Annotated in this window: 17 protein-coding genes; 14 read left to right on the forward strand and 3 right to left on the reverse strand. The window is 51.0% G+C overall.

Annotated features, from left to right (window positions below):
- Positions 1-44: 44 nt before the first annotated feature.
- Positions 45-233 carry a hypothetical protein gene (locus EHT25_RS04890; RefSeq protein ID WP_124871474.1) on the forward strand — a complete coding sequence of 63 codons (189 nt, stop codon included), beginning with the start codon at positions 45-47 and terminating at the stop codon, positions 231-233.
- Between the two features lie 106 nt (positions 234-339).
- On the opposite strand, the gene dapA is transcribed toward EHT25_RS04890, so the two are convergent.
- Both dapA and ligA read right to left on the reverse strand, forming a co-directional pair.
- A complete protein-coding gene (gene dapA, locus EHT25_RS04895; RefSeq protein WP_124871478.1) occupies positions 340-1,236 on the reverse strand; it encodes a 4-hydroxy-tetrahydrodipicolinate synthase in 897 nt (298 codons plus the stop codon).
- 87 nt (positions 1,237-1,323) lie between these two features.
- A complete protein-coding gene (ligA, locus tag EHT25_RS04900) occupies positions 1,324-3,369 on the reverse strand; it encodes an NAD-dependent DNA ligase LigA (RefSeq protein WP_124871481.1) in 2,046 nt (681 codons plus the stop codon).
- 183 nt (positions 3,370-3,552) lie between these two features.
- Here ligA and rpe point away from each other — a divergent pair, with 183 nt between their 5' ends.
- The 13 genes from rpe (at position 3,553) to EHT25_RS04965 (ending at position 23,108) form a co-directional block, all read left to right on the forward strand.
- Entirely contained in the window at positions 3,553-4,245 is a 693-nt protein-coding gene (gene rpe / locus EHT25_RS04905; protein WP_124871485.1) for a ribulose-phosphate 3-epimerase, read from the forward strand.
- 49 nt (positions 4,246-4,294) lie between these two features.
- The gene (locus tag EHT25_RS04910; protein ID WP_124871488.1) at positions 4,295-5,710 is read left to right on the forward strand and encodes an alpha-amylase family glycosyl hydrolase; all 1,416 of its coding nucleotides are present in this window, start codon (positions 4,295-4,297) and stop codon (positions 5,708-5,710) included.
- A 135-nt stretch (positions 5,711-5,845) separates the two neighbouring features.
- Positions 5,846-7,837 (forward strand): OmpA family protein, encoded by a 1,992-nt coding sequence (locus EHT25_RS04915; protein WP_310588727.1) that lies wholly within the window; start codon positions 5,846-5,848, stop codon positions 7,835-7,837.
- A gap of 50 nt (positions 7,838-7,887) precedes the next feature.
- Positions 7,888-9,684: a glycosyltransferase family 39 protein gene (locus EHT25_RS04920; RefSeq protein WP_124871492.1), complete on the forward strand. Its 1,797-nt coding sequence runs from the start codon at positions 7,888-7,890 to the stop codon at positions 9,682-9,684.
- Position 9,685: 1 nt separating this feature from the next.
- Entirely contained in the window at positions 9,686-10,501 is an 816-nt protein-coding gene (locus EHT25_RS04925) for a transketolase (protein WP_124871495.1), read from the forward strand.
- Positions 10,502-10,542: 41 nt separating this feature from the next.
- Positions 10,543-12,540 (forward strand): NAD-dependent epimerase/dehydratase family protein, encoded by a 1,998-nt coding sequence (locus EHT25_RS04930; protein ID WP_124871498.1) that lies wholly within the window; start codon positions 10,543-10,545, stop codon positions 12,538-12,540.
- Between the two features lie 122 nt (positions 12,541-12,662).
- Positions 12,663-13,577 (forward strand): transketolase family protein, encoded by a 915-nt coding sequence (locus EHT25_RS04935; RefSeq protein WP_124871501.1) that lies wholly within the window; start codon positions 12,663-12,665, stop codon positions 13,575-13,577.
- 46 nt (positions 13,578-13,623) lie between these two features.
- Positions 13,624-15,324: a hypothetical protein gene (locus EHT25_RS04940; protein ID WP_124871504.1), complete on the forward strand. Its 1,701-nt coding sequence runs from the start codon at positions 13,624-13,626 to the stop codon at positions 15,322-15,324.
- Position 15,325: 1 nt separating this feature from the next.
- Positions 15,326-17,002 carry a hypothetical protein gene (locus EHT25_RS04945; protein WP_124871507.1) on the forward strand — a complete coding sequence of 559 codons (1,677 nt, stop codon included), beginning with the start codon at positions 15,326-15,328 and terminating at the stop codon, positions 17,000-17,002.
- A gap of 3 nt (positions 17,003-17,005) precedes the next feature.
- Positions 17,006-18,148, forward strand: coding sequence for an acyltransferase family protein (locus EHT25_RS04950; RefSeq protein WP_124871510.1), 1,143 nt, complete (start codon positions 17,006-17,008; stop codon positions 18,146-18,148).
- 162 nt (positions 18,149-18,310) lie between these two features.
- On the forward strand, positions 18,311-19,084 hold the full coding sequence (locus EHT25_RS04955) for a glycosyltransferase family 2 protein (protein ID WP_124871514.1): 774 nt from the start codon (positions 18,311-18,313) through the stop codon (positions 19,082-19,084).
- 252 nt (positions 19,085-19,336) lie between these two features.
- Positions 19,337-22,063 carry a hypothetical protein gene (locus EHT25_RS04960; protein ID WP_124871517.1) on the forward strand — a complete coding sequence of 909 codons (2,727 nt, stop codon included), beginning with the start codon at positions 19,337-19,339 and terminating at the stop codon, positions 22,061-22,063.
- Positions 22,064-22,073: 10 nt separating this feature from the next.
- Entirely contained in the window at positions 22,074-23,108 is a 1,035-nt protein-coding gene (locus EHT25_RS04965) for an alginate O-acetyltransferase AlgX-related protein (RefSeq protein ID WP_124871520.1), read from the forward strand.
- A gap of 55 nt (positions 23,109-23,163) precedes the next feature.
- Here the strand turns inward: EHT25_RS04965 and EHT25_RS04970 are convergent, their stop codons facing one another.
- Positions 23,164-24,297, reverse strand: a complete 1,134-nt coding sequence (locus tag EHT25_RS04970) for an FAD-dependent oxidoreductase (RefSeq protein WP_124871523.1) — start codon at positions 24,295-24,297, stop codon at positions 23,164-23,166.
- Between the last annotated feature and the right edge of the window lie 34 nt (positions 24,298-24,331).

Below are 24,331 nucleotides of genomic sequence, written 5' to 3' on the forward strand. Positions count from 1 at the left end.
CTGAAATCACGAGTTTGATTGGAAAACATTAACTCCCACAAACCATGCGTAATTTCACTCATTTTCTCAATATGCTGGCGGTCAGCCTTTTTATGCTGGTCGGTATGTCCAGTTGCGAAGTCATCGGCGGTATATTCAAAGCGGGAGCCTGGACCGGAGCGATCCTGGTGATTGCCGTCATCGGCCTTATCATTTGGGGGGTGTCCCGGCTTTTCGGTGGAGGCAAAAGCTAATAACTGGTATACGGTTTTGGGTTGACGGTATTCGGTTGACTGACGCAGGAAAACTTAACTTGCGCTAACCAACGAAATACCGTCAACTCAAAACCGTATACCGCGGTTAAGCGACCAGTTCGACTAATTTATCCTGCTGCAAAACCGCACGCATGCGCTCGCCCAGATCATCCGATGCAGCATACAGTGGCAGACGAACCTTGGAAGAAACCAGCCCCAGGATTTCCAGAATCTTCTTGATTCCCACCGGATTTCCTTCTTCATATAACAATGGATCGATGCGCAGGAAATGACCCAGTTCCGTACGGGCAAAGGCAAAATCTCCCTGGAGGGCCGCATGAATCATCGTTGAGAATTTTGCCGGGAACGCATTGGCAACCACCGACATCACGCCCACACCGCCAATGCTGATGATGGGAACTCCCTGCACATCGTCGCCCGAAATCAATAGAAAATCGTCTGGTTTGTCGCGGGCAATTTCCATGCATTGCTCGATGATGCACGAGGCTTCTTTAACCCCAATAATATTCGGATGATCGGCCAATGTACACACCGTTTCGGCCGTCATGTTGATGCCGGTTCGGGGCGGAATATTGTATAGAATTACCGGCACCGGGCTGGCATCGGCAATGCGCGTAAAGTGCTCAATCACACCCCGTTTCCCCGGTTTGTTGTAATAGGGGCAAACCGATAGAATGGCATCGACGCCCTCGAAATCCGTATCCTTAATCGTCTCGACAACTTCGGGTGTTGCATTGCCGCCAATGCCGTAGACGATCGGTAATTTTTTCGGGTTATTTTCCTTTAAGTACTGAAGCAACTGTTTCTTTTCCGATTTTTTCACCGTTGGTGATTCACCCGTGGTACCTTGCAGCACAACATAATCGACACCGCCGTCAGAAATGTGCTGAACAATCCGGCCAAAACCATCAAAATCAATGGTTAAGTCATCGTTGAACGGGGTAACAATGGCGACCCCAACGCCGTGAAAACGAGAATTCATGAATGAAATCTGGATTAGAAGGAATATGCAAATCGGAAATTGGGACAAAGGTACGGTTTTTCGGGTTGAAACCGTATTCCTCCTGCTCTAACTGCTTAACATTGCCATAAACTCGTCCTCACCGATCATGGGCACCCCCATTTTGGTCGCTTTTTCCACTTTCGACGGGCCGGGATTTTCTCCCACGATCAGGTAATTCAGCTTTTTGGACACTCCACCCAGTATCCGCCCGCCGTGGGCTTCGATCTCATTTTCAAGTTCTTCGCGGGAGAAATTGGCAAAGGTGCCGGTGTACAAGAACGTTTTTCCGACCAGCGTCTCCCCTTTTCGTTCCACCGCCACCCGGTCGGTTGCCATTTGCAAACCGGCCAGCCGCAACCGTTCAACAAACACCTGATTGTCGGCATCGGCAAACCAGGCCACTACACTCTGCGCAATCCGGTCGCCAACTTCCGGAACGCCCAGCAAGGCTTCGTGCGAAGCGGTTCGCAGCGCGTCAATGTTTCCAAAATAGTCCGCGAGTTTTTCCGCCGTTGTGTTTCCAACATACCGAATCCCGATCGCAAACAGCACGCTCTCAAACGGCTGCATTTTGGAACGTTCCAGTGCGGTCAGAATATTTTCGACCGACTTTTCCCGTAAACTGACAATTCGGGTTTTACCGGTTTCAATGTCTGTGAAGGTTTTTTCCAGCCCCAGCAATTTTTCAAAGGTCAGTTCGTATAAATCGGCCGGGCTACGGATCAGTCCACGATCGATCAGCATTTCGATTTTTCCTTCGCCCAGACTTTCGATGTTCATCGCACGACGCTGAATGAAGTGTTCAAACCGGGCCTGAAGCTGCGGAGGGCAGCCTTTTTCGTTCGGACAGTAGAAATGCGCTTCGCCTTCTTTCCGCACCAAAGGCGTCTGACAGGCCGGACATTCGGTTGGATACACAATCGGTTCGCTGGCTTCGCTGCGTTTGGTCAGGTCGACGCCGGTTATTTTGGGAATGATTTCACCGCCTTTTTCAACGAAAACCGTATCGTTCAGCATGACGCCCAATCGCTCAATCTCGTTGGAGTTGTGAAGCGACGCCCGCCGAACCACCGTTCCAGCCAGCAAAACCGGTTTCAGATTAGCGACGGGCGTGACCGCTCCGGTTCGACCCACCTGATACGAAACACTGTTCAGAACAGTGCTGGCGGCCAGGGCTTTGTATTTAAATGCAATCGCCCAACGCGGGCTTTTCGCGGTAAAACCGAGTTCGCGTTGCTGGTCAAATCGATTGATTTTAATGACGATCCCGTCGGTGGCCAGCGGCAATTCATACCGTTTGGTTTCCCATTCGTCAATAAATGCCATGACTTCCTGAATGGAACCGCATTTGCGCCAGGTCGGCGATACGTTGAACCCCCACGCCTTCATCGCCACCAAACTTTCTTCGTGCGTTTGAAAAATTTCCGGTTCCGATAAAAACGAATAGACATAACAATCCAGTCGCCGTTTGGCTACCGCGCCCGAGTCCTGTTGCTTGAATGTTCCGGATGCCGCATTGCGCGGATTGGCCAGCAACGGTTCGCCGATGTCTTCGCGTTCGCGATTAATTCGTTCAAACTCCGCCAGGGGCAAAAATCCCTCACCCCGCACTTCGAACAAAGGCGGAACCGCTGAAGCATTAACCTTTAATGGCAGGGTGCGAATGGTGCGAACGTTGGCCGTAATGTCGTCGCCCCGGGTGCCATCGCCCCGCGTAACTCCGCGCGCCAGAATACCGTTTTCGTAAGCCAGGCTCAAGGCTACACCATCAAATTTCAATTCGCAAATGTAGTCGTACGCAGCGCCGTTAAGTCCTTTTTGTACCCTGGTATCAAACTCCGTCAGTTCCGCTTCGGAATAGGTATTACCGAGCGACAACATGGGAAACCGGTGGTAAACCGTGGCAAATTCTTTGCTGACCGTTCCACCGACCCGGTGCGTCGGCGAGTCGGGCCGGCTGAATTCGGGGTATTGTTTTTCCAGCGCCGAAAGTTCTTCCAGTAATTTGTCAAATGTAAAATCATCGACCTCGGAAATACTGTTTTGGTAGTATTGGAAGTTATAGAGGGTAAGCCGGTCGGTAAGTTCGGCAATGCGTTCCTGCGGATTCATCCTATTTTTGAACTAAAATTTCAGGGGGTTAAACCAAATGACGTAAAAGTAGACATTCGACCGCAATTCGAATAAATTCCTTTGCGGACTCCGGTAAGAGTTCTGAAATGTTTCAACAAAAGAATTAATTTTGGTGTCAACTTTGGCAAATCGGACACATAAATTCAATTTACGGCTTATTTTATGACCCACCCAATGATTGCGCCATCCATTTTGGCGGCTGATTTTGGAAATCTTCAACGGGATGTTGAATTACTCAATCAAAGTCAGGCTGATTGGATTCACGTAGACATCATGGACGGTGTTTTTGTCCCGAATATTTCGTTTGGTATCCCCGTCTGCGAAGCCGTTAACCGGCATGCAACCAAACCGTTGGATGTGCACTTAATGATTGTTCAACCGGAACGTTACATTGATGCCTTTGCCAAAGCCGGTGCCGCCCAGCCCGATCGTCCGGGAACGATTACGGTTCATCTGGAAGCCTGCACGCACCTGCACCGCACCCTGACTCAAATCCGGGAAACCGGTTGCCGGGCGGGTGTTGCCCTGAATCCGCATTCATCCGTCGATTTGCTGACCGATATTCTCGACGAAATTGACCTGGTTTTGATCATGTCGGTCAATCCGGGTTTTGGTGGGCAAACGTTTATACCGCATACTTTGCAAAAAATTCGGAGATTGCGTCGGCTTATGGCCGATTCGGGCCGATCGGCTTTGATTGAGGTAGATGGTGGAGTCAGTACCGATAATGTGGCGGATTTGGTGGAAGCCGGAGCTGATGTGCTGGTGGCTGGCAGTTCGGTTTTTCGGGCCAGCGATCCGGCCGAGGCCATTCAGGCGCTGAAATACTTCGACCGGGCCATGTACCAGGCCTAAGGCATTTATCTGAAGTTTAGACCAATTATTTCGAGCTTAACATTCTGGCATGTATTCAACGATTTTTTGTACGCTAGTGGCGGGTGGGTTATTTTGTCTGTCTGTTCTGTCCTGCAAGCAAACGCCTGCCACCAGTAATGAACCGACAACGGCCAGTGATTCCACCGCGGCTCAGCGGGCAATTCCGTCGGTCGACTGGGCCAAGAACGCCACTATTTACGAGGTCAATGTTCGGCAATTTTCGCCGGAAGGCACTTTCAAAGCCGTTGAACAGCAATTGACCCGTTTAAAGGAACTCGGCGTTGACATTCTCTGGGTCATGCCAATTCATCCGATCAGCAAGGAAAATCAGCAGACGCTGCCCGGCAACCCATACGCGGTGGAAGATTATAAAGCTGTCAACCCGGAATACGGGACCATGGCCGATTTTAAAGCACTGGTCAAGCAAGCCCACGACCTGGGTATGCATGTGATCATCGATTGGGTGCCCAACCATACCGGCCGCGCCCACACCTGGGTAAAACAGCATCCCGACTGGTACACGCAAATCAATAAAAAAATGTCTCCGCCCATCGACGAACGGGGAAAAGTGACCGACCGGCCTGATGTCTTTGACCTGAATTACAAGAATCCGGAACTGCGCTCGGCCATGATCGACGCCATGCAATTCTGGGTGCGGGAGTGCGACATCGACGGTTATCGGTGCGAAGTGGCTGGGTATGTGCCGGATGATTTCTGGGCTGAGGTACGCCCAAAGCTCGACAGCCTCAAACCCGTTTTCATGCTGGCCGAATGGGAGGAAAACCCCGAGCACTTCCGCGAATGCTTTAACATGAACTACGGCTGGAGTACCTACCAGCTACTGAAACTAATCGCGAAAGGCAAACGCCCGGCCACCGCCATCGACTCGCTACTGGCCCACAACCAGAAGCGGTTTCCGCACGGGTACTACCAGATGCAGTTTACCCAAAACCACGACGAAAATGCGTGGGCCGGGACCGGACCGGAACTTTTTGGCAACGGCACCGACGCTTTCACGGTTTTGGCCTACACCTTCGACGGGATGCCGATGATGTACAACGGAATGGAATCCAATTTGAGCAAAAGACTCAAATTTTATGAGAAAGATCCCATCTATTGGGGGAATTACGGCAAAACTGATTTTTACAAAACCTTGTTAACCCTGAAGCACCGTAACCGGGCGTTGTGGAACGGCTTAGCCGGTGGTCGTTTGATTAAAATTCCGACGGAAAAAGACGATAAGGTTTACGCTTTTTTCCGTCAGCAGGAAAATGATCGGGTCGTTGTCATTGTCAACCTCAGTCCAACACCCCAGACCATCCGGTTAAATGGCGATGGTTTTGAGGGGGTCTATACCGAAGTATTCAGCCGCCAACCCACCGAACTGCGCAATTCCCTGACATTTGCCCTCAAGCCGTGGGAGTATAAAGTGTATACGAATTAAGGAAATGAACAATGATTAATGACCAATGAATAAAATGTACCCGGCCATTCAGCGTTCATTTTTCATTATTAATTATTCAGTGTTCACTAACTTGTTTGCATGATACGCGGTTTCCTTCTGCTGCTTGGATGTGTTGTGCTTGGTTCACTAAGCGTTTCGGCTCAAACCGTACAATGGGCCAGTTCGGTAGTCGGTTTTTCGTCTGAAGGAAAGGGAGAAGCCTATACCCAGCAATACCGGGCCAATCAGATTTTAGGTAAACCCAACCGACTGCCACAGGTCGGTGATAACCCCTGCGCCTGGTCTCCGCTTTATCCCGACAGCCCGAACGACGAATGGATCACCGTGCGGTTTACGGAAGCCATTCCCATCCGGCAGATTGCGGTTTTTCAAAGCGGAAACCCCGGAGCAGTGACGCAGGTTTTGATCATCGATGGAATGGGCCGGGAAATAGCGGTTTATAAAGCCGGATCGACAACCGAAGCCGGATCGTCACCCGTTCTGCGCATTTCGCCCCCAGAACCCGCCCAAACGGCTAATATCCTCAAACTGGTGATCAGCCCCAACCGTGTGAAAGGTCCAAATCAGATCGACGCCATTGGCATTTCGTCGGACACCCAACCCATCACTGTTTCCATCAACGTTTCCAAGGATGCTCCGAAAGACCTGGTCAAGGAAAATCTCGGCCCCCAGATCAATTCAAAGGGTCAGGAAGTAGCTCCGGTGATTTCTCCCGACGGTAAAACCTTGTATTTTACCCGGGGACTGCACGACCGAAATACGGGTGATCCGAGGAGTCAGGATGTGTGGTATTCGACCCTGCAGGCCAACGGAGATTGGGGCAGTGCGATCAACATTGGTCCACCGATCAATACCACCGCCGATAATGCCGTCAGCGGCATGTCGCCCGACGGACGAACGCTATACCTGATCAATGTATATAAACCGGACGGATCGGTAACTTACGGTTTATCGAAATCGACGCTTGGTAAAAATGGATGGTCGTTTCCGGTCGAGTGCGTGATCAGTAATAATCATAACCTGCACAAAAATGCGTACACCGAATACGCCATTGTGCCGGATGGCAAAACACTTGTCCTCTCGGTTCAACGCCGAAATTCGCAGGGAAATAAGGATTTGTATGTTTCGTTTCTCCAACCGAATCAAACCTGGAGCGAACCGGTCAGCATGGGATTGACCCTGAACACCGCCGATTACGAGGGCGCGCCCTTTGTCGCTTCGGATTCCCGAACGCTTTATTTTACGTCTGCCGGTCGGCCCGAATACGGCAATGGTGACATTTTCGTCAGTCGCCGGCTCGACGACAGTTGGACGAAATGGTCGGAACCGGAAAATCTGGGGCCGGACATCAATACACCCGAGTGGGATGGTTATTTTACCATTCCGGCAACCGGCGATTATGCTTACCTTAGTTCCATTCAGAATTCACTCGGCGGAGAAGACATTTTCCGGCTAAAATTATATCCCGCCATCAAACCTGATCCGGTTGCCATTGTATCGGGAAAAGTCATTGATGGAGTTACGAAAAAACCGGTTTCTGCCGATGTATTTTCGACCCTTTCGCCCGATAACAAGGAACACAGTCAGGTGCGATATGATCCTGAAACCGGGGATTACAAAATAATTTTGCCCACCTCAAATAATTATAATCTGACGGCAAAACGCCCGGGTTATTTCCCCACAACAGAACTGATTGATCTCACGAAAGACAAGCGGTTTAAGGAAATTCACAAAAATCTGGTGGTAAATCCGATCAAAGCCGGCCAACGGGTGGTGTTGCGTGATGTGCTGTTCGAGCAGAGTAAAGCCATTCTGCTCAGCGGTTCCAATGCCGAACTCGACCGGCTTGTCCAGATGCTGAAAGATTACCCGGAAATGGAAATTCAGGTCGACGGGCATACTGATAATCAGGGCATTTGGGATCTAAACATGAAACTATCGCAGGACCGGGTCCGGGTGGTAAAAGAATATTTAATGGAGCGGGGAATTGCGGATATCCGGATCCAGACCAAAGCCTGGGGGCCCAGCAAACCCATTGCCAGCAATGAGACCGAAGAGAAGCGACGACTGAACCGAAGAGTAGAATTTACGATCCTGAAAATGTAAAGTCTCACAAATCAGCTTATTTTTGCCCCCGAAAGTTTTATCTCTGATTAATGTCCTTCGCGCCACACCGTCGTACGCACCTCTTCATCCTGGTCGGAATTATGCTTCTGGCATTTGTTCTCCGAATGTACCGCTTAGATGCTTACGGTTTATGGTTTGACGAAAAATCGACCCTGCTCGTCAGCCAGGGCATTGTGCTGGAAGGTTCGAATCAGAAAGATGTATTCGATAAAGCGACCACCGGTTATTTTACTCCCCGGGAATTCTGGAAACCCAAAACGATCGACGACTTCATTGAGGCCAATATCCGGGGTGACATTGGCAACAGTCCGGCCTATTACGGTCTGATCTGGCTCTGGATGAAGTTGTTCGGCCTGAGTGATTTCTCGCTCCGTTTTTTCTCCGTCATTTTCAGCCTGCTAACGATTCCGTTACTCTATCAGTTCGTAACCCGGCATTTCCGAATGGAGCCCGAACCGGCTTCCCGCCTGGCGTTGATTACCTGCTTTCTGGCCGCTATCGAACCTTTTTTTGTCGTGCAAAGCCACATCGCCCGCAATTACACCATGACGTTCTACCTGACGTTGCTGGCCACCCACGTCTTTCTGCTGCTGCTTGAAAAAGAAAGCCCCGGACAACGCCGGACACCCACCCGCTTGTACGTAATCTACAGCTTTCTGGTGGCGGTGTCGCTGCTTTCGCATTACCTGACTTTGACGGTTTTTCTGGGTCATGGTTTATACGCCTTACTGTATGTTCGTAAAGGCTGGACGTGGGCTCGCCTGGCGCTTTCTGCCGTCATCGCTGTGGGTTTTGTCTCACTCTGGTTTATATACGGCGGGGGGAAATACACGTTTTTCAGCCTGAACAATCAGGCGAAACAGTACCTCAGTCTCGCCCTGACCAATCCGGTCAATAACGGTTTTGGCTTGATTTTACCGGCTACGGTTCCCAATGTCTTCTGGCGCTCGTTACCGGTTTTTAGTGATCTTCTCCTATTTACGAATGGTTTGGCCACGGCGGTGGTTGGGTATCGCAATTTTGCGATTGCCCTGGTGCTTGGACTGGTCGCAACCGGTTGGCTCATCCGGTTCCGCAACCAGCGGCAACCGCCGATCTGGGTTAAATTCGGCTTTCCGTTGGTTCTGGCAGTTGGTCTACCGTTTTACAGCATTAATCCGGGTCAGCACCTGGTTTTATCGGCGGCTGTGCCTTTTTTTTATTTGATGGGGTCCGCCATGCGGGAAGATGTCGATCGACGCAACCGGCCGCTGCTGGTTTTTTTGGTGATCATGTCGTTGGTTCCGACTTTCTTTCTCCTGTTCATGGCCTTCCGATCGGGCCATACCTACGGCATTACGCAACGGTATTCGGGTTTTTCGTTTCCCTACGTTTTTATTCTTATTGCGCTGATGGTGATGAAAATCGCGTCCCTGCGACCCTGGTTTCGCAATCCACTGGCGGTGGTGCTGGGCGTTCAGGCGGTTTTTCTGACCATGCTCTTTCAACGAATTTTCAATGATACGGAATCGAAGTATTCGGCGGCCCCGTTGAACCGCCAACCCAACCCGTTCTGGACCTCGGCAAGGAAGATTCAGGAATTGTATGCGCCGGGCGATACGGTTTTGTACCCGTCGCTACGCCGGCACGAATATTCCGAGATTGACAGGATTGGCCGGAGTTTTTCGGTTATTGATGCCCAACTCGTCAATGTTTATTTACCCAACGAAGCTACCTATTATCAACGCATTGACCCCAACGAACCGGATAAAATTGTACTCATCAAAGGCAAGACGGGCCAGAAAATCACTATCTTTGACCTTGAAGGAATGAAATACCGGTATTAAAATGACTTCACCAGCAATAACAACCGATCTTACAACCCTTAGCGGCCAACTGCGGCTGAAGGTTCTGGAATTGTATAATATGGCGCATGCCGGTCACATCGGCTGCTCGCTGAGTTGCCTCGATATGATGATTGCTACGTTGATTCTTCGCAAACAGGAAGAAGATACGTTCATTCTGTCGAAAGGTCACGCGGCTGCCGCTTTGTACGTGTGCCTCAATCATTTGGGCGAGATTTCGGATGAACAACTTCATTCGTTCTACAAAAACGGCACCACGCTGCCCGCTCACCCCGCTCCTAACAAACACAAAGGCATTCCGTTTGCCACCGGTTCCCTCGGACACGGTTTTCCGATTGCGGCCGGAATCGCTCATGCCAATAAATTGCAGGGCAACCAACATGCCGTATACGTGCTGATGTCGGACGGCGAAACCAACGAAGGCACCACCTGGGAAGCTGCTCACTACGCTCTTCAGCAGGGGCTGGACAACCTGACGGTTTTAATCGACAAGAACGGTTTGCAGGGTTTCGGCCCTACTGCCGATGTCTTTGGCGACACGGCGGACGTAGTCAAGTGGCAGGCGATCGGGTTTGAGGTTGTCGAAGCGGATGGGCACGATGTGGAAGGCTTGATGGCTAAACTCGACACTTTGCGGCTGCAAACCAATGGCAAACCTAAAGTAATTATCGCCCATACGGTGAAAGGAAAAGGCGTTTCGTACATGGAAAACCGGCTCGAATGGCATTACCTGCCCATGACGGCCGACCAGTACGCCCAGGCCTGCACTGACATCAACGACCGGTATTTTACCGCCTAAACCTGTCTCAACACAGGCTCGATCCATACTATTCATCCCGAATGTCTCAACAGATCCTACCGTACCAGGACCGCATCCTCCAACTCAAAGGCCCTATTTTTGTCTTCGGAGCCAGCGGTTTTATCGGTGCAAACTTATTCGATCAGATTTTTCAACTCCGCAAGGATTGCTACGCATTGACCCACGACGCTACCAAAGCCTGGCGGCTGAAACTGCTGAACGTGCCGGTCGAAAATGTCATCCACTGCGATATCCTTTCCAACAATTCCGTTCAGGGAATTTTTGAACGCTATAAACCCCGCACCATCTTCAACCTGGCCGCTTATGGGGCGTATAGCAAACAGAAAAACGTTAACCTGACCTACGAAACCAACGTCAACGGAACCGTCAATATCCTGGAAAACTGCACGCCCGAAACGGTTTACATTCACGCCGGAAGCAGCTCGGAATACGGTTTTAATTGCACCGCTCCGAAAGAGACCGACCGCGTCGAACCCAACAGCCACTACGCCGTTTCGAAGGTTTCGGCGGCTTACATGCTGGAATTTTACGCCCGCGTTCATGGACTGAAAACACTGAATTTACGGTTGTACTCGATCTACGGCGGCTGGGAAGAACCGGACCGGCTCATTCCCCGGCTGGTGGAAGAAGCTCAGAAAAACACCCTGCCCCCGCTGGTCTCGCCCGATATCAGCCGCGATTTTGTCTACATCGACGACTGCGTCGAAGCCTTCGTTCAGGCGGCTTTGAAAGTGGATAAAACCATCAGCGGACGTTCCTATAATATTGCAACGGGTCAGAAAACGACCATGCGCGAGCTGGTCGACGAAACCCGTTCTACCTTTGCCCTGACGATTGAACCGGTTTGGGGAAGCATGGGAAACCGCCAGTGGGACCTCAGCGACTGGTACGGTGATCCGGCAGCTGCCCATGCCGACCTCGACTGGAAAGCCCGGACGCCCCTGACAGTCGGACTACGGAAAACCGCTGACTGGCAACTGCAAAACGAGTATTCCGCGCGCGTTCTCCCGGCGTTTGCCAATCCAACGCTCAACCCGGTTATCACCGCCATCATTGCCTGTTACAAAGACGCTCAGGCCATTCCGTTCATGTATGATCGGTTGGTCAAAACGTTCAACGAGATGAAAGTCCGCTACGAAATCATTTTCGTAAACGACAATTCGCCCGACAACCAGGAAGAAGTCATCGACGGGATTTGCGCAAAAGATCCCAACGTGATCGGCATTACGCACTCGCGCAATTTCGGTTCCCAATCGGCATTCCTGAGTGGTATGGAAATTTCGACCGGCGACGCTGTGGTGCTGATGGACGGCGATTTGCAGGATCCGCCCGAAATCATTCCCCAATTTTACGAAAAATGGCAAAAGGGCTTCGACGTTACGTATGGGGTTCGGGTGCAGCGCGAAATGCCGCCCCACGTTCATTTTTTCTATAAAACGTTCTACCGCTTATTTAAGAAAATGTCGTACATCAACATCCCGGTCGATGCCGGTGATTTTTCGATGATCGACCAGAAGGTGGTGCGCGAACTCGTTGCCTTACCCGAAACCGAACAGTTTCTACGCGGGCTACGGGCGTGGGTCGGGTTTAAACAAACGGGTGTCGATTACGTTCGGCCGGAACGGATGTTCGGCGTTTCGACCAACAACTGGACAAAGAACATCTGGTGGGCGAAGAAAGCGATCTTCTCATTCAGTTTCGCTCCGCTGGAGTTAATGTCGTATGCCGGTTTTATCCTGACCGGTTTATCACTTCTGGGCATTATGTGGCAGATTCTGGCTAAATTTGTATTTTTCCCGAATACGCCTGCCGGTTTGTCGACGGTGATTATTCTGGTGATGTTGTTCGGTGGCATCAACCTGCTAGGGGTGTCATTCCTGGGGGAATACATCAGCAAGATTTTCGAAGAAACCAAAAAACGGCCCAAGTTCATCCGAACGAAAGTTCGAAAAGGTGGGCAACTCTATAAAACAGCCTCCGAAATCCGGGCGCTGGTGGATGCGAGAAAAACAAAGTAGAGAATTAGAGTTGTTTCGCGGAGGTAAGCGAAGAAAGGCAGAGTTGCGCAGAGTTTATTAACCAAATCTCCGCTTAACTTCGCTTTTCTCCGCTTACCTCCGCGAAACTAAAACCACTCCACATGCGGAAAGAATTTTCAGCCGCCATCGAGCGCATTGCCGCCACCGATGAGCGAATTATTTTCATCACGGGCGATCTGGGCTATGCTGCGCTCGAGAATGTTGCGGCTGCTCTGGGGCCCCGGTTCATCAATGCAGGTGTGGCCGAACAAAACATGGTCGGTGTAGCCGCCGGAATGGCGTATAAAGGCTATAAAGTATTCTGCTACAGCATTGCTCCTTTTGCGGTTTACCGCTGTCTGGAACAATTCCGGAACGACGTCTGCCTGCACAATCTGCCGGTTTTTATGGTCGGCAACGGGGGCGGTTATGGCTACGGCATTATGGGTTCTACCCACCACGCCATCGAAGATCTGGCGTGTTTAAGTGGCTTGCAAAACGTTAAAACCTGGATTCCGGCCTTCGCCGACGAGATCGATTCGGTGGTCGATGCCATTGTTGAGGAAGGGGGTCCGGCTTATTTACGGCTGGGCGCGGGTCCAAAAACGCCGGAAGGCAGTGAGCGAACCGGTTCATTCAGGAAAGTGGTGAGCAGCGAACATCCGAAAGGTACGGTGGTGGCGCTGGGCCCCGTAGCCGCCAATGTACTGAAAGCACTCCAGACTTCCGATGTGCTGGGCAACCAGTTCGATGTGTACACGGCGTTGAATCTGCCGCTCGATTTACCGACCGGTTTGGGCAAACAATGGGCCGAATCGCAGAACCTCCTGATTGTGGAAGAACACGTCAGCATCGGCGGACTGGCGCAGCAACTCTCCGTGAAATTGCTCGAAAATGGTCTGTCGTTCCGGCAGTTTGTCAGTCTGTCGGCGCAGGGGTATCCCGACGGGTTATACGGCGACCAGAGTTATCATCAGCAGCAATCCGGTTTGGATGCCGCGTCGATTCAGGAAAAACTGACGACATTTTTAAAATAATCGGACCTCGCAGCGTGCATTTAAGCGGAGTGGGGCAATTGAGCATATGGAATCCAAAACACGGCCGTTTCCGGTGAAGGACATTCAACCAAAATCGGTTTCTATCTCGTCCCTGGTGCTGGGTGGGCTGGTTTTGCTGGGTCCGTTGCTGGTCTATGGCTGGGTGTTCAGTCGATACGCGATCAACATTCCAAAGTTCGACGACCATGCGTTGAAATCGTTTCTTCTCAATCTGGAAAAAGCCGAATCGTTCCGTGATAAAGCCTACGAATTTTTCCGCCAGCACAACGAACACCGCATTGTCTACGACCGGTTGATTACCTGGCTCGATTATAACCTGACCGGAAAACTCAATTACATCCACCTGATGATCGTGGGTAACCTGAGTCTGGTTTTACTGTTGGCCGTCTTCGTCAGGGCCTTGCGCCGGGCGGGCGGAACGGTTTGGATGGCCTTGCCGGTTTCGCTCCTGCTGTTCAATCTGTCGCAGTGGGAAAATATGTTATGGGGCATGGCGGCCCTGCAAAATTTTACGGTCATTGCGCTGGCGGTGGCCACTTTCTACGAACTGGCTTTTCGAAACCGGGTGAGCTGGCTGGCTGTTCTGCTGGCCGTTGCCGCAACGCTGACGAGCGGGAATGGCCTGATGGTCTGGCCCGTAGGTCTCGTATTGATTTTTTTGCGTCAGGATTATGTGGGTGTACTCCGCTGGCTGGCGGCTTTGGCGATTACGTTCCGACTTTATTTTCTCGGTTATAAAAGTCCACCCGGCAACCCGGCGGATCAGGGCTCTTTAGCGGATCAACTTCACGGCTGGTTTCTTTTCAACGGGGCTTCAGCCGAGGCATTTCCGGTTCAGGATTTCATTCTGACTTGTGGAGTTTTGGGCGCCCTGCTGGTGGGGTTAACCGTGTGTATCGGTTTTCCGGTTTTGTGGAAGCGTTTCAAAGGCATCCCGCTGACGGAGTGGCAATTGTTTTTGCTGGGCGGCACGGCATTCATCGTTGGCACCGGTTTGATCGTCGCTTTCAACCGGGTTGGTTTTGGGCTGGGAACGCTCACCACCAGTCGCTACAAGATTTATTCCCTCACGCTATTATCCTTCCTGTTCACGTACGGAATTGCCCGAACCAGTCCGGCCCGTCGCCTGATCGTTACCGGTTTAGCAACAGGATTTAGTTTTTTGATCGCATTTTTCTCGTACACCACCTACCTGGACGAAGCCATCAACCTGCGTCAGTATCTGGCAACCCGGCAATTCAACTGGACCTACACCCAAAATCGCCCCGTTTCAACGATCGATCCGGATACGCGCAAGCTCATTGACAACGCCCCGGCCTTCTACGATTCGAAACGGAGCGATTTGTACCAAATCCCGACTCGTTCCATGGCCGTTCGTCTGGACACGCTGTACAAAGAAAATGGTGAATACGTCCTGCGGCTCAATTCGTTTCCGGCGTTGGGGATTCGTGACGAAGGAGCGTACCTGATTGCCCGCTCCAACCGCCGGGTTTATCTTTTTTCAACCCGACAAAATCTTTCCGGCAGCCGTCGAAGATGGTTTCATCCTGCCGCCACCTTTGGACCCGGTTTTACTGCCCAGATTCCCGAAACCGAGTTGGATGCCGGAACGTACGACCTGACGATTTTGTCGGTAAACTCCGCCGGCGAGTGGCAGTTTTATCCGACCGGGCGTCACCTAATTGGGACGGGTGAAACCGCTCCTGCAATCAAAAAAAATTGGTAGCATGCTGGCATTCCGAAAAACCATCACCGTTTTTTTACTGCTTACCCCGCTCGTTATCGTTTGCACAACGGTTTTTAACTATGCCATCGACCTGCCGTACTGGGACGATTACATTGTTCACTCCCACCTGATTTCGTTAAAAAGTGATACGGGTATTTTTCGAAAACTGGGTCGTTTGTTCGATCAACACTGGGAGCACCGGATTGTCTGGACCCGCAGCCTTTTTTTTCTGTATTACAAACTCACCGGGCAGCTAAATTACTACAACCTGACGCTGGTAGGCTTCAGCGGGCTGGTTTTGCTGGTCGCAATTCTCTACGGGGCGTTCCGGAAAACCCGCCTGCCGCTTTTTTATTTTTTGCCGGTTCCCTTTCTGTTACTCAATCTCCAGTCGCACGAAAATCTTATCTGGGCGATGGCTTCGATCCAGAATTTTTACATTCTGGTTTTTGCGCTGGGCGCTTTTTATATGCTGGCCTACCCGACTCGCCGGGCATTCGGCGTAGCATTACTTCTGGCCGTCCTGGGCAGTTTTACGAGTGGGAACGGTTTTCTGATTTTTATGATTGGCGCGTTCCTCCTCTTCTGGCAGCACCAGTATCGGCGGGGAATCTGCTGGCTATTGGTCGGTCTTGGTTGCGTAATTGCGTACTTTTTCAACTATAATCGGGTTACATTTTTCCCTTCACCTTATTTATTCGGTTACCTGGAGTGGGTCAAAGCCTTTTTTGTTTTCGCCGGGGCGTTTGTCGATACCTATCCCTACACCAAACCGGTCGCCATTGGTTACGAAAACCCGGTCTGGCTAACCGTTACCCTGGGACTGCTGGTAATTGGATTTGCCAGTTGGTTCCTGCTTCATCTACTCCGAATCACATTTCCGTCCAGACGTCGCTCCACGCAAAAAGATCCCTGGTTCTGGCCCGTTTTTTTCTTGGGCAGCCTGCTTTTTCTGCTCGCCACCGACGCCATGACGGTCTACTCCCGCGTTGGTTTTGGCGGGGCAAGCTACATGCTTCAAAGTCGCTATAAAATCTATTCGGGACTTTTGCTCAGCATCAGTTACCTGGGCGCACTTTGGCGGTTTAAAAACGAGAACCAGCTGCCATACATCTGGGGCATTTGCCTGCTCAGTATTATTCCGATCAGCTTATACGCGGATTATCAATGCCTGGAAGGTGTCATCAATCAGCGACGGAAAACGGTTGCGGCTTACCTGACCTGGCGATTGCAGACCCCCATGAACGAGCAACAATCTTTTGAATCCGTTTATCATCCCCACCCCTACCTTGATCCGTATCTTAGCGCCGTGCAGGCCACTCCCACCGATTCAACGGCGAAATTTGATCAGGTAAACGAGGAACATTTTTTTCTGAAAATCGCCAAAACGAAGGCGATCAACCCAACGCTGGATCGACCGGAAGAAGGCTCTTACATTGTTCTCCTGGGCGATTCGACCAGTTACATTTACCCGGCCCGACCGTTGCGACCGTATTCTGTTCAGGAAATGGCGGCAAAATCCGGCAAAAGTGGTTATTTTAGTTCGGCATTTCAGGCGCTGGTACCGAAAGAAACAACCGTTACGGGTTTGTACCGACTGGCGTTATTAACCAACCGCAACGATTCGCTTCGGTTGGAGCTGAGTCCGGCTGTTTTTCGTCACACCACTACATTTTAACTGATGTCCCTTTTGACAACCGCTGCGAAACCCGTTCATAAAGAAAGTCTATACCTGATTCAGCTCGATGGCCTGCGGTTTCTGGCCGTCACGCTGGTGATGCTCGATCATTGGCTGGGCGAACAAAACCGCCTGCCGCTGGGCTATTTTGGGGTCAATCTGTTTTTTGTCTTAAGCGGTTTTCTGATTACCCGAATTCTGATTCACAGCAAACAGGACGACGACCGTCTGCAGCGTTCGCACGGTCATTCGCTGCGGCAATTTTACATTCGCCGGAGCCTGCGCATTTTCCCGATCTATTACCTGACCCTGTTTATTCTGGCGGCAATCGGTTTTCAGGCCGCCCGCGAAAACCTCGGCTGGTTCCTGACCTACACCCAAAACATCTGGATTATTATTCATCAGACCTGGTTTGGAGCGCTTGACCACCTCTGGTCGCTGGCGGTCGAAGAACAATTCTATATTTTCTTTCCGTTTCTGGTGCTTTTCATTCCGCTTCGGCGCCTGCCCGTTGCGCTGGCAACGTTAATGACGCTGTCGCTGGTGATGCGGATTTACCTTTTCGCAACGGATGCCCCCTGGATGGTTCAGTTTGTGTTTATGCCGACCTGTCTGGATGCATTCGGCTTTGGCGGAGTGCTGGCTTATTTACTGGTTTTTCACCGGGATACCTTTACAAAAATTGTCGGAAATACCGGTTTTTTGCTGATCAGTCTGGCCCTGTATATCATCAATGTGTACCTGATCGGATCTACGTCTACCCTTCGAAATGTCTATACGGATGTGCTGGAGCGGTTTTTAACCTCCTTACTCTGTTTTTTCATTATTGGAAAAAGCGTTATAGGATACCGCGGTATCGTGAAATACGTGCTGGAGCATCCGGTCGCCAATTACCTCGGCCGCGTCAGTTACGGATTGTATTTATTTCATAATCTCGTTTTCAATTATTACCACACTCCGCCAGACTTCATCACCGTGCGCGCCTGGAACCGGATCCTGCGGATCTGGCCGGAATTAATCGGTTCTGGAGCTGAAATAACCCTGAAATTCCTGTTTTTTTACGCCATAACGGTGGCCCTTGCCACAATTTCCTGGTATGTTGTCGAAAAACCGTTCAATGCCTTGAAGAGTCGTTTTTCCTATTAAAAGCAGATAAGTGAGCCGTTGAATAAATGTAATTGAGCTAATATTTCAAATCGTGCTGTCTATTTCATTATCTTTGTTTTTGTATCATCGTCAAACCGGCAATTAAGAACTTATCCACTATATTTTGATCAACGTTGCCTTAAATCAGTTTCCTACCAACGAATGAGTTTGCACCTTTCAATAGTCATGCCGGCCTACAACGAGGAAGAATGTATCCACGAGGTTGTAGATACCTGGGTCGATTTACTCAACCGCCAATTTCCCAGCGAGAACACGCGCCTGATCGTCATCAATGACGGTTCGAAAGACCGTACCGGTGCCATTCTGGATACGCTCAAACCCAAATACCCTACCAAGCTGGAGGTTGTTCACACACCCAACGGCGGCCACGGGAATGCGGTTGTGCGGGGCTATCGGCACGCCGTCGCACTGGGTTCGGAATATGTGTTCCAGACCGATAGTGACGACCAGTTTGTCACCGACGACTTTGCGAAGTTGTGGGCCAAACGGCACGAATCGAACTTCATTCTGGGGTACCGCCAGATCCGCTTCGATGCTTTCGCCCGCCTGGTGATTACTCGGATTCTGAAATTCAGCCTTTTCCTGATTTACGGTACGTACATTAAAGACAGCAATATCCCGTTCCGGTTGATTAACGGAGCTTACCTGAAAAAACTGCTGGAACAATTACCCGATCCGACGCCGTTTGCTCCCAATATTTTCCTGGCCGTCATGGCGCGGAAAGCCGGTCAAAAAACATTCGATATTCCGATCACGCACAAAGAGCGTCTGACGGGAACGGTTTCGATTCTCCGTTGGAAACTCATTAAAGTCTGTATTCAAAGTTTCCGCGAGCTGGCCGAATTCCGGCTTCAACTGGGTTCCAAGGTGAAAGCCCTGAAAGCTGTTGATGTGAAGCAGCCCGTTAAAATGTAATTTGACAACGGCCGGAAAGCGGCCGGGTTGCCATTGATGACGCAGATTGAACGGATCTCCACAGATTTTATCTGCGTAAATCCGCCCGATCTGCGTTTTGTCTTTTGTTGACGAATAAAAGCAGACCATTGACCGCTGACGATTGACTATTGCCCACTGACTAAAGTTAGCAATGGTTGGGTAAAATCCATGATCGATGGTCGATCGTCAGCGGTCAATGGTCAAAACCCCGCCAAACTTAAACTCATCTTCATGACCAAAAAACAGCTCTGGATTGGAATTGGGGTTCTGGTGCTTATTCTCGGCGGTTATTTTGCCTACCGCTGGTGGAAAGCACCCGCCCGTTCTGCCTGGATGCTGATTCCGTCCGATGCGCTGCTGGTGCTGGAAAGCACGTCTTTGCAGGATACCCTTTCCCAACAGGCGAAGCTGAACGAAATGGCGCTCCGGACCACACCGGTTTTTCAGGAAGCCCTCCAAAGCCTCGAAAAGTTCGCCTGGGCGCCCCTCGACACGGCCAGTGCCGTTCAGTTCCTGCGTGAAAAACCCATCTGGTATTCGTTACACCCCACCTCGAAAGACCGACTGGGTTTTGTCTTTTACATTCCCATCAGCTCGATTCAGGACCAGTCCTTCGTCAACCGCATTCTGAACCCGAACGCCGACCGGTTTCGGGTGCTGAGCCATCCGTATGAAGGCACCCGGATCCATGAACTGCTCACTGTCCGGAATGAATCCCTTGGATCTTTTATCGTCCTTGACGATTACCTCGTCGGCAGTTCTTCGACTATATTAATGGAAAGCGTTGTCCGGCGAATGAACCAGCCTTTCACGGAAACGCCCCTGCAACGGGCCGATGTTTCGTTGATCCGGCAGGGCAATCTGGCGGGCATTTACGTGCGGAGTTCCGTATTGTCGGCCATTCTTTCGCCCAATGAAGCAAGTACGGACTACCAGTCAAAATACATCAAGGCCCTCCTACCCACTGAATTACTGACCCGATTTCGCCAATCGCCGTCCCGCTCCCACCTGATTGGTCTGTCGACGGACGACATCGGGGCGAAGGGCGCTCTTGCGAATCTGTTTGATCGGCAAACGCCTTTCCGGATCAGTTGCGGAAATTTGATTCCCGATCAGACGACAACTCTTTTTCATTTCAGTGTAAGCGACGGTCCCCGGTTTGGGAAAGCCCTGACGGCCTTTATCAATTCGGAAGATGATGAAGATACGCGGGAAGGCCGCCGAAAGCTGCGTCCGTTGCTTCAGAATGAGGAAAATGGAATTTATAAATACATTGGTAATGAAATCGCCCTCCTTCGACTGGATGCTCCGACGGCCGACCGGCGACTGGTGATGCTGATTCATTCTACCAACATCGAACGCTTATGGGATCGCTACCAGCTGGCGGCTTTGCTGGCGTCGGGAACCGATCATCTTTCAAATTCTAAACCGTTTTTACGCTACCGGATTTCGTCCATCGAAGCCCCCAATTTACCGGCTTTTCTTTTCGGCGGACTCTTTCGCGGTTTCGATCAAAACTGGCTGACGCAGGTTGGTGATTACCTCATCGTTGCGAACAGCCAGAGTGTCTTACAGGAATATTTACAATCCATCGATCAACGAACGGTCTGGTCGGAATCGTACCGGCAACGGGATTTACTGACGCAAACACTTCGTCCCGCCAATTTCACGGCCTACACCCGGTTTTCACGCGCCGGAGAATCGGTGGCTGCGAACTGGCCGCAATCGTGGCAGATTCTGCTCAACCACGACGAAACCGCGCTGGATAATGTTGAAAATCTGATTTACCAAAGCACCTACGGACGGGAACGGATTTATTCATCGCTGATTCTGGGACACACGACCCGGCGGGCCAGTGAAGCGGTTTTAAACCGTGTTTTCCTGCACCGCAAGATCGCACTGAATACCCCTTTGGCCAGTCAGCCGATGGTTATTGGCGATTTTGTCGCCAGTTCCGGCGCTATCTGGGCCGTCGACCAGGCGCAGCAGTTTACGCTCATCACCCCGGAAGGAGAAAAACACACACTGGGATCGGTCAACGGCCCGGTAGTCAGTTCGTTAGCCGCGGTCGATTTCCTGAATAACGGCCGTTTGCAGTACGCTTTTGCGACCTCCCGCTCGCTTTACCTGGCCGATCCGGTGAATGGTTTGGCCAGACTACAGTCGTTTCCGCTGCCCGAAGGACTTTTACCGACTACGCTCATGGCGCCCCGGCGCGACCAAAACCGCAGCCTGATTCTGCTGATGCTTCACCGCAACGGGAGCGTTTACGGTTTTGACCGGCACCAAAAGCGGTTCGTAGCGCAGTTTCCGGTCAACAACAATGCCGGAGAAGGCGTGTCCAACTTTCACGCAACAGTTCGAAACCAGTCGCTTTCGGTGGTTTCGGTGCAAAAAGAGGGAAAGGTCTTTTTCTGGAATGAAAATGGCGGTTTTCAGGCCGGTTTTCCACTCGATCTGAAATCGGAACTCATCAGCCCGGCCTGGCTGGAGGCAGGTAATCCGGCCACCATTACGCTGATCACCCGGCAGGGCGAATTGATCAATCTTTCGTCGGAAGGGCAAGTTCTGGAGCGGAATCAACTTTTCCGGCCGATTCGCCGGGGTTCGTTTCAGATCTTACCCGAGGTTAATCAAAACGGCTATTTGCTCCTTCGAACATCGGATACCGAGGCTGCCATTCTGGATCGGAAAGGAAAATCACTGTTTGAAGTCCGCGGACTCAGACCAGGGCAAACAACGATCCGCTACCACGTGCTGGGTTCGGGGGTTAACCTGATCAGTGTAAAATCCGGTAATTTTACGAGCCTTTACAACCTGGCCGGTCGCCCAGTCGGCGATCGACCCATTCCGGGAAATTTCCCCGCTGAATTACAATTTTCGCCTACGCGAAATAAATTATTCGTGTACAGTACCGACACCAAAGCCGTCCAGATCTGGTCGGTGAAGTTGCGTTAACCGATAAAGTATGAAAATTGGCATCCTTGCCCGGTATTTGATCTTGCTGGTTTCCATTCTGATTTACATCGGAAGTTGCTCTTCGGATGTCATGAATGCGGGCCAAAAAGAAGGACTTATCCCGGATGACTACCGCTTTGGGGACCTGTACCGCATGGCGAGTCTGCCGCAGTTTAAAGCCCGGCAACTTCCGTGTCCGCCCGCCATTTCGGCCAATACTCCCCGAAAACCGATTCATTTATACATTATCGGCGATAGTTTTTCCGAGCCGCCCCGCATGACGCTCAAGGATTTTCCGGTTGAGCGTTTTCACCGAACCAAGTGGGATACGCATCACCGGGTACAACTGGATACTGCAAAAACCAACATTTTGGTACTCGAAACCGTGGAGCGGCATTTTCGGGACCAGTTTGGAAAACACATCACCGAATTGAACGTCGTTTCGGATAGCACCCAACCGAAAGCGGAACCCGAAAACCGCCTTAGCTGGCTCCAAATCACGAAACAACTGGAAACTCTTTTTTCCCGGGACGCGGTGGAAGGTCGTCTGGAAACTATTTTATTTTTCTCAGACTGGGCAGTGTGGTTCAAAGATTTGAAAGCGTGGCTGACGCTGGACTGGTTTGGCCGGGTCAACCCCAAAACGACCCTTACACCGGATGGAAAACATCTTTTGTATTACCTCGACACCGATACGTCCCTGACCAATTCGTCGTTCAAACCCATTTCGGATCAACTGCTGCATCGCTACATCGACACGCTGAATGCAGTAGCCGACCGATACCAAAAAGCCGGTTTCGATCGGGTTTATTTGTCGATTATTCCAAACAAAACCAGTATTTACGCTCCGGGCATGGGGCCACTCCCCTACAATCACCTGATCGAACGCGTTCAGCAGAGTCCCCGGTTAAAACTCCCGATTATCGATGTGTACACTCCGTATACGGCCAGTCAAGTACCGTTGTATGAAATCAGCGACGCCCACTGGAATTGCGACGGTCGGCAAATCTGGATGCGGGAAATAAACAAAAAACTAAGCGAATGATTGCGAAAGTTTCACAAAACGAATCATTCTATTACGTTGAAATTGTGTATTAACTTCAACCAGCAAATCGTTTGATGAACGAATAGCCCGGTTGATGAAGCTCTATTTCGTTCCTGCTTGTTTCAAGCTGGGCTTCCGTTGCATAAGCTCTCATTCTTGATTCATAATCGCCAATCGCCGTTTCCATGGTGTCAAATTTCCCGTTTGTCAGGTTATCGGCTAGCAGCAAGGCATCCATCAGCCCGGTATTCACCCCTTGACCGGCAAAGGGCGGCATCAGATGGGCCGCGTCACCAATGAGCGTTATCGGCAACGACCGGTTCGTTTTCCAGGGTTTCTCCAGGGAAATTTTTCGGGTTGGCAGACCGGCAAAAAAGGAGGTTGACCGGAAGAGTTGCTGATACCATTCGTGCCAGTCCGAAAACCGCTTGGAAAGAAACGCACGAACCTTGCCGGTGTTCCGGAAATCTACGTCATGACCCTGACTCCATTCCTCCGGAGTTTTGAAAATGACGTTATAGGTCAATGCACCGTTGTTCAAGGGGTTTGCGACTACCAAATTACCATTGCCCGCAACCATCAGGATGTCAGCGTCACAGAGCATGAAGAAACCGGGGCATCTTGTTTCCGGATCAACGACTTCGCCCTGAATGATAAAGGAGCCGGTTTCTTCCACCTTCGCATCCGTAACAAATTTTCGGATTCCGGACATTCCCCCGCTCGCTCCGATCACCAAATCGGCGGTTGCATCCGGCTGATTTTCAAAATGCAAAAGCCATTTCCCATTGTTTGCTTCGAGTCCGGTGCATTTTCGGTCCCAGCAAACTGTATGGGTCGTTAAGCTGTCCAGCAGGAGCGTTCTTAACGCATTTCTGTTGATTTCCGGATTGTTGAACTGTTCTTCGGGCGTCGTCTTTTTAGCGAACAAAACCCGACCCTGGTCGTCTGCGATGGTTCTTCCCATCGGTTTTGCCGTTGCAAAATAGCGTTCCAGCAATCCCGCTTTTTGCAGGGCTTCCTGGCCCGAACCTTTATGCAGGTCAAGCGTTCCACCCCAGATTCTTGCCTGTGCGTTGCGATCTCTTTCGTAAACGGTTACATCGACGCCTTTTTGCTGAAGTAAGGTTGCCATTGTCAAACCAACCGGCCCGGCCCCGATGATGGCTACATTTTTGTGTTTCAGTACCATGATTAGTTCGCATGATTGAACCACAAAATTCCGG

The organism is Larkinella rosea (genome assembly GCF_003858635.1).
GTDB lineage: Bacteria > Bacteroidota > Bacteroidia > Cytophagales > Spirosomataceae > Larkinella > Larkinella rosea.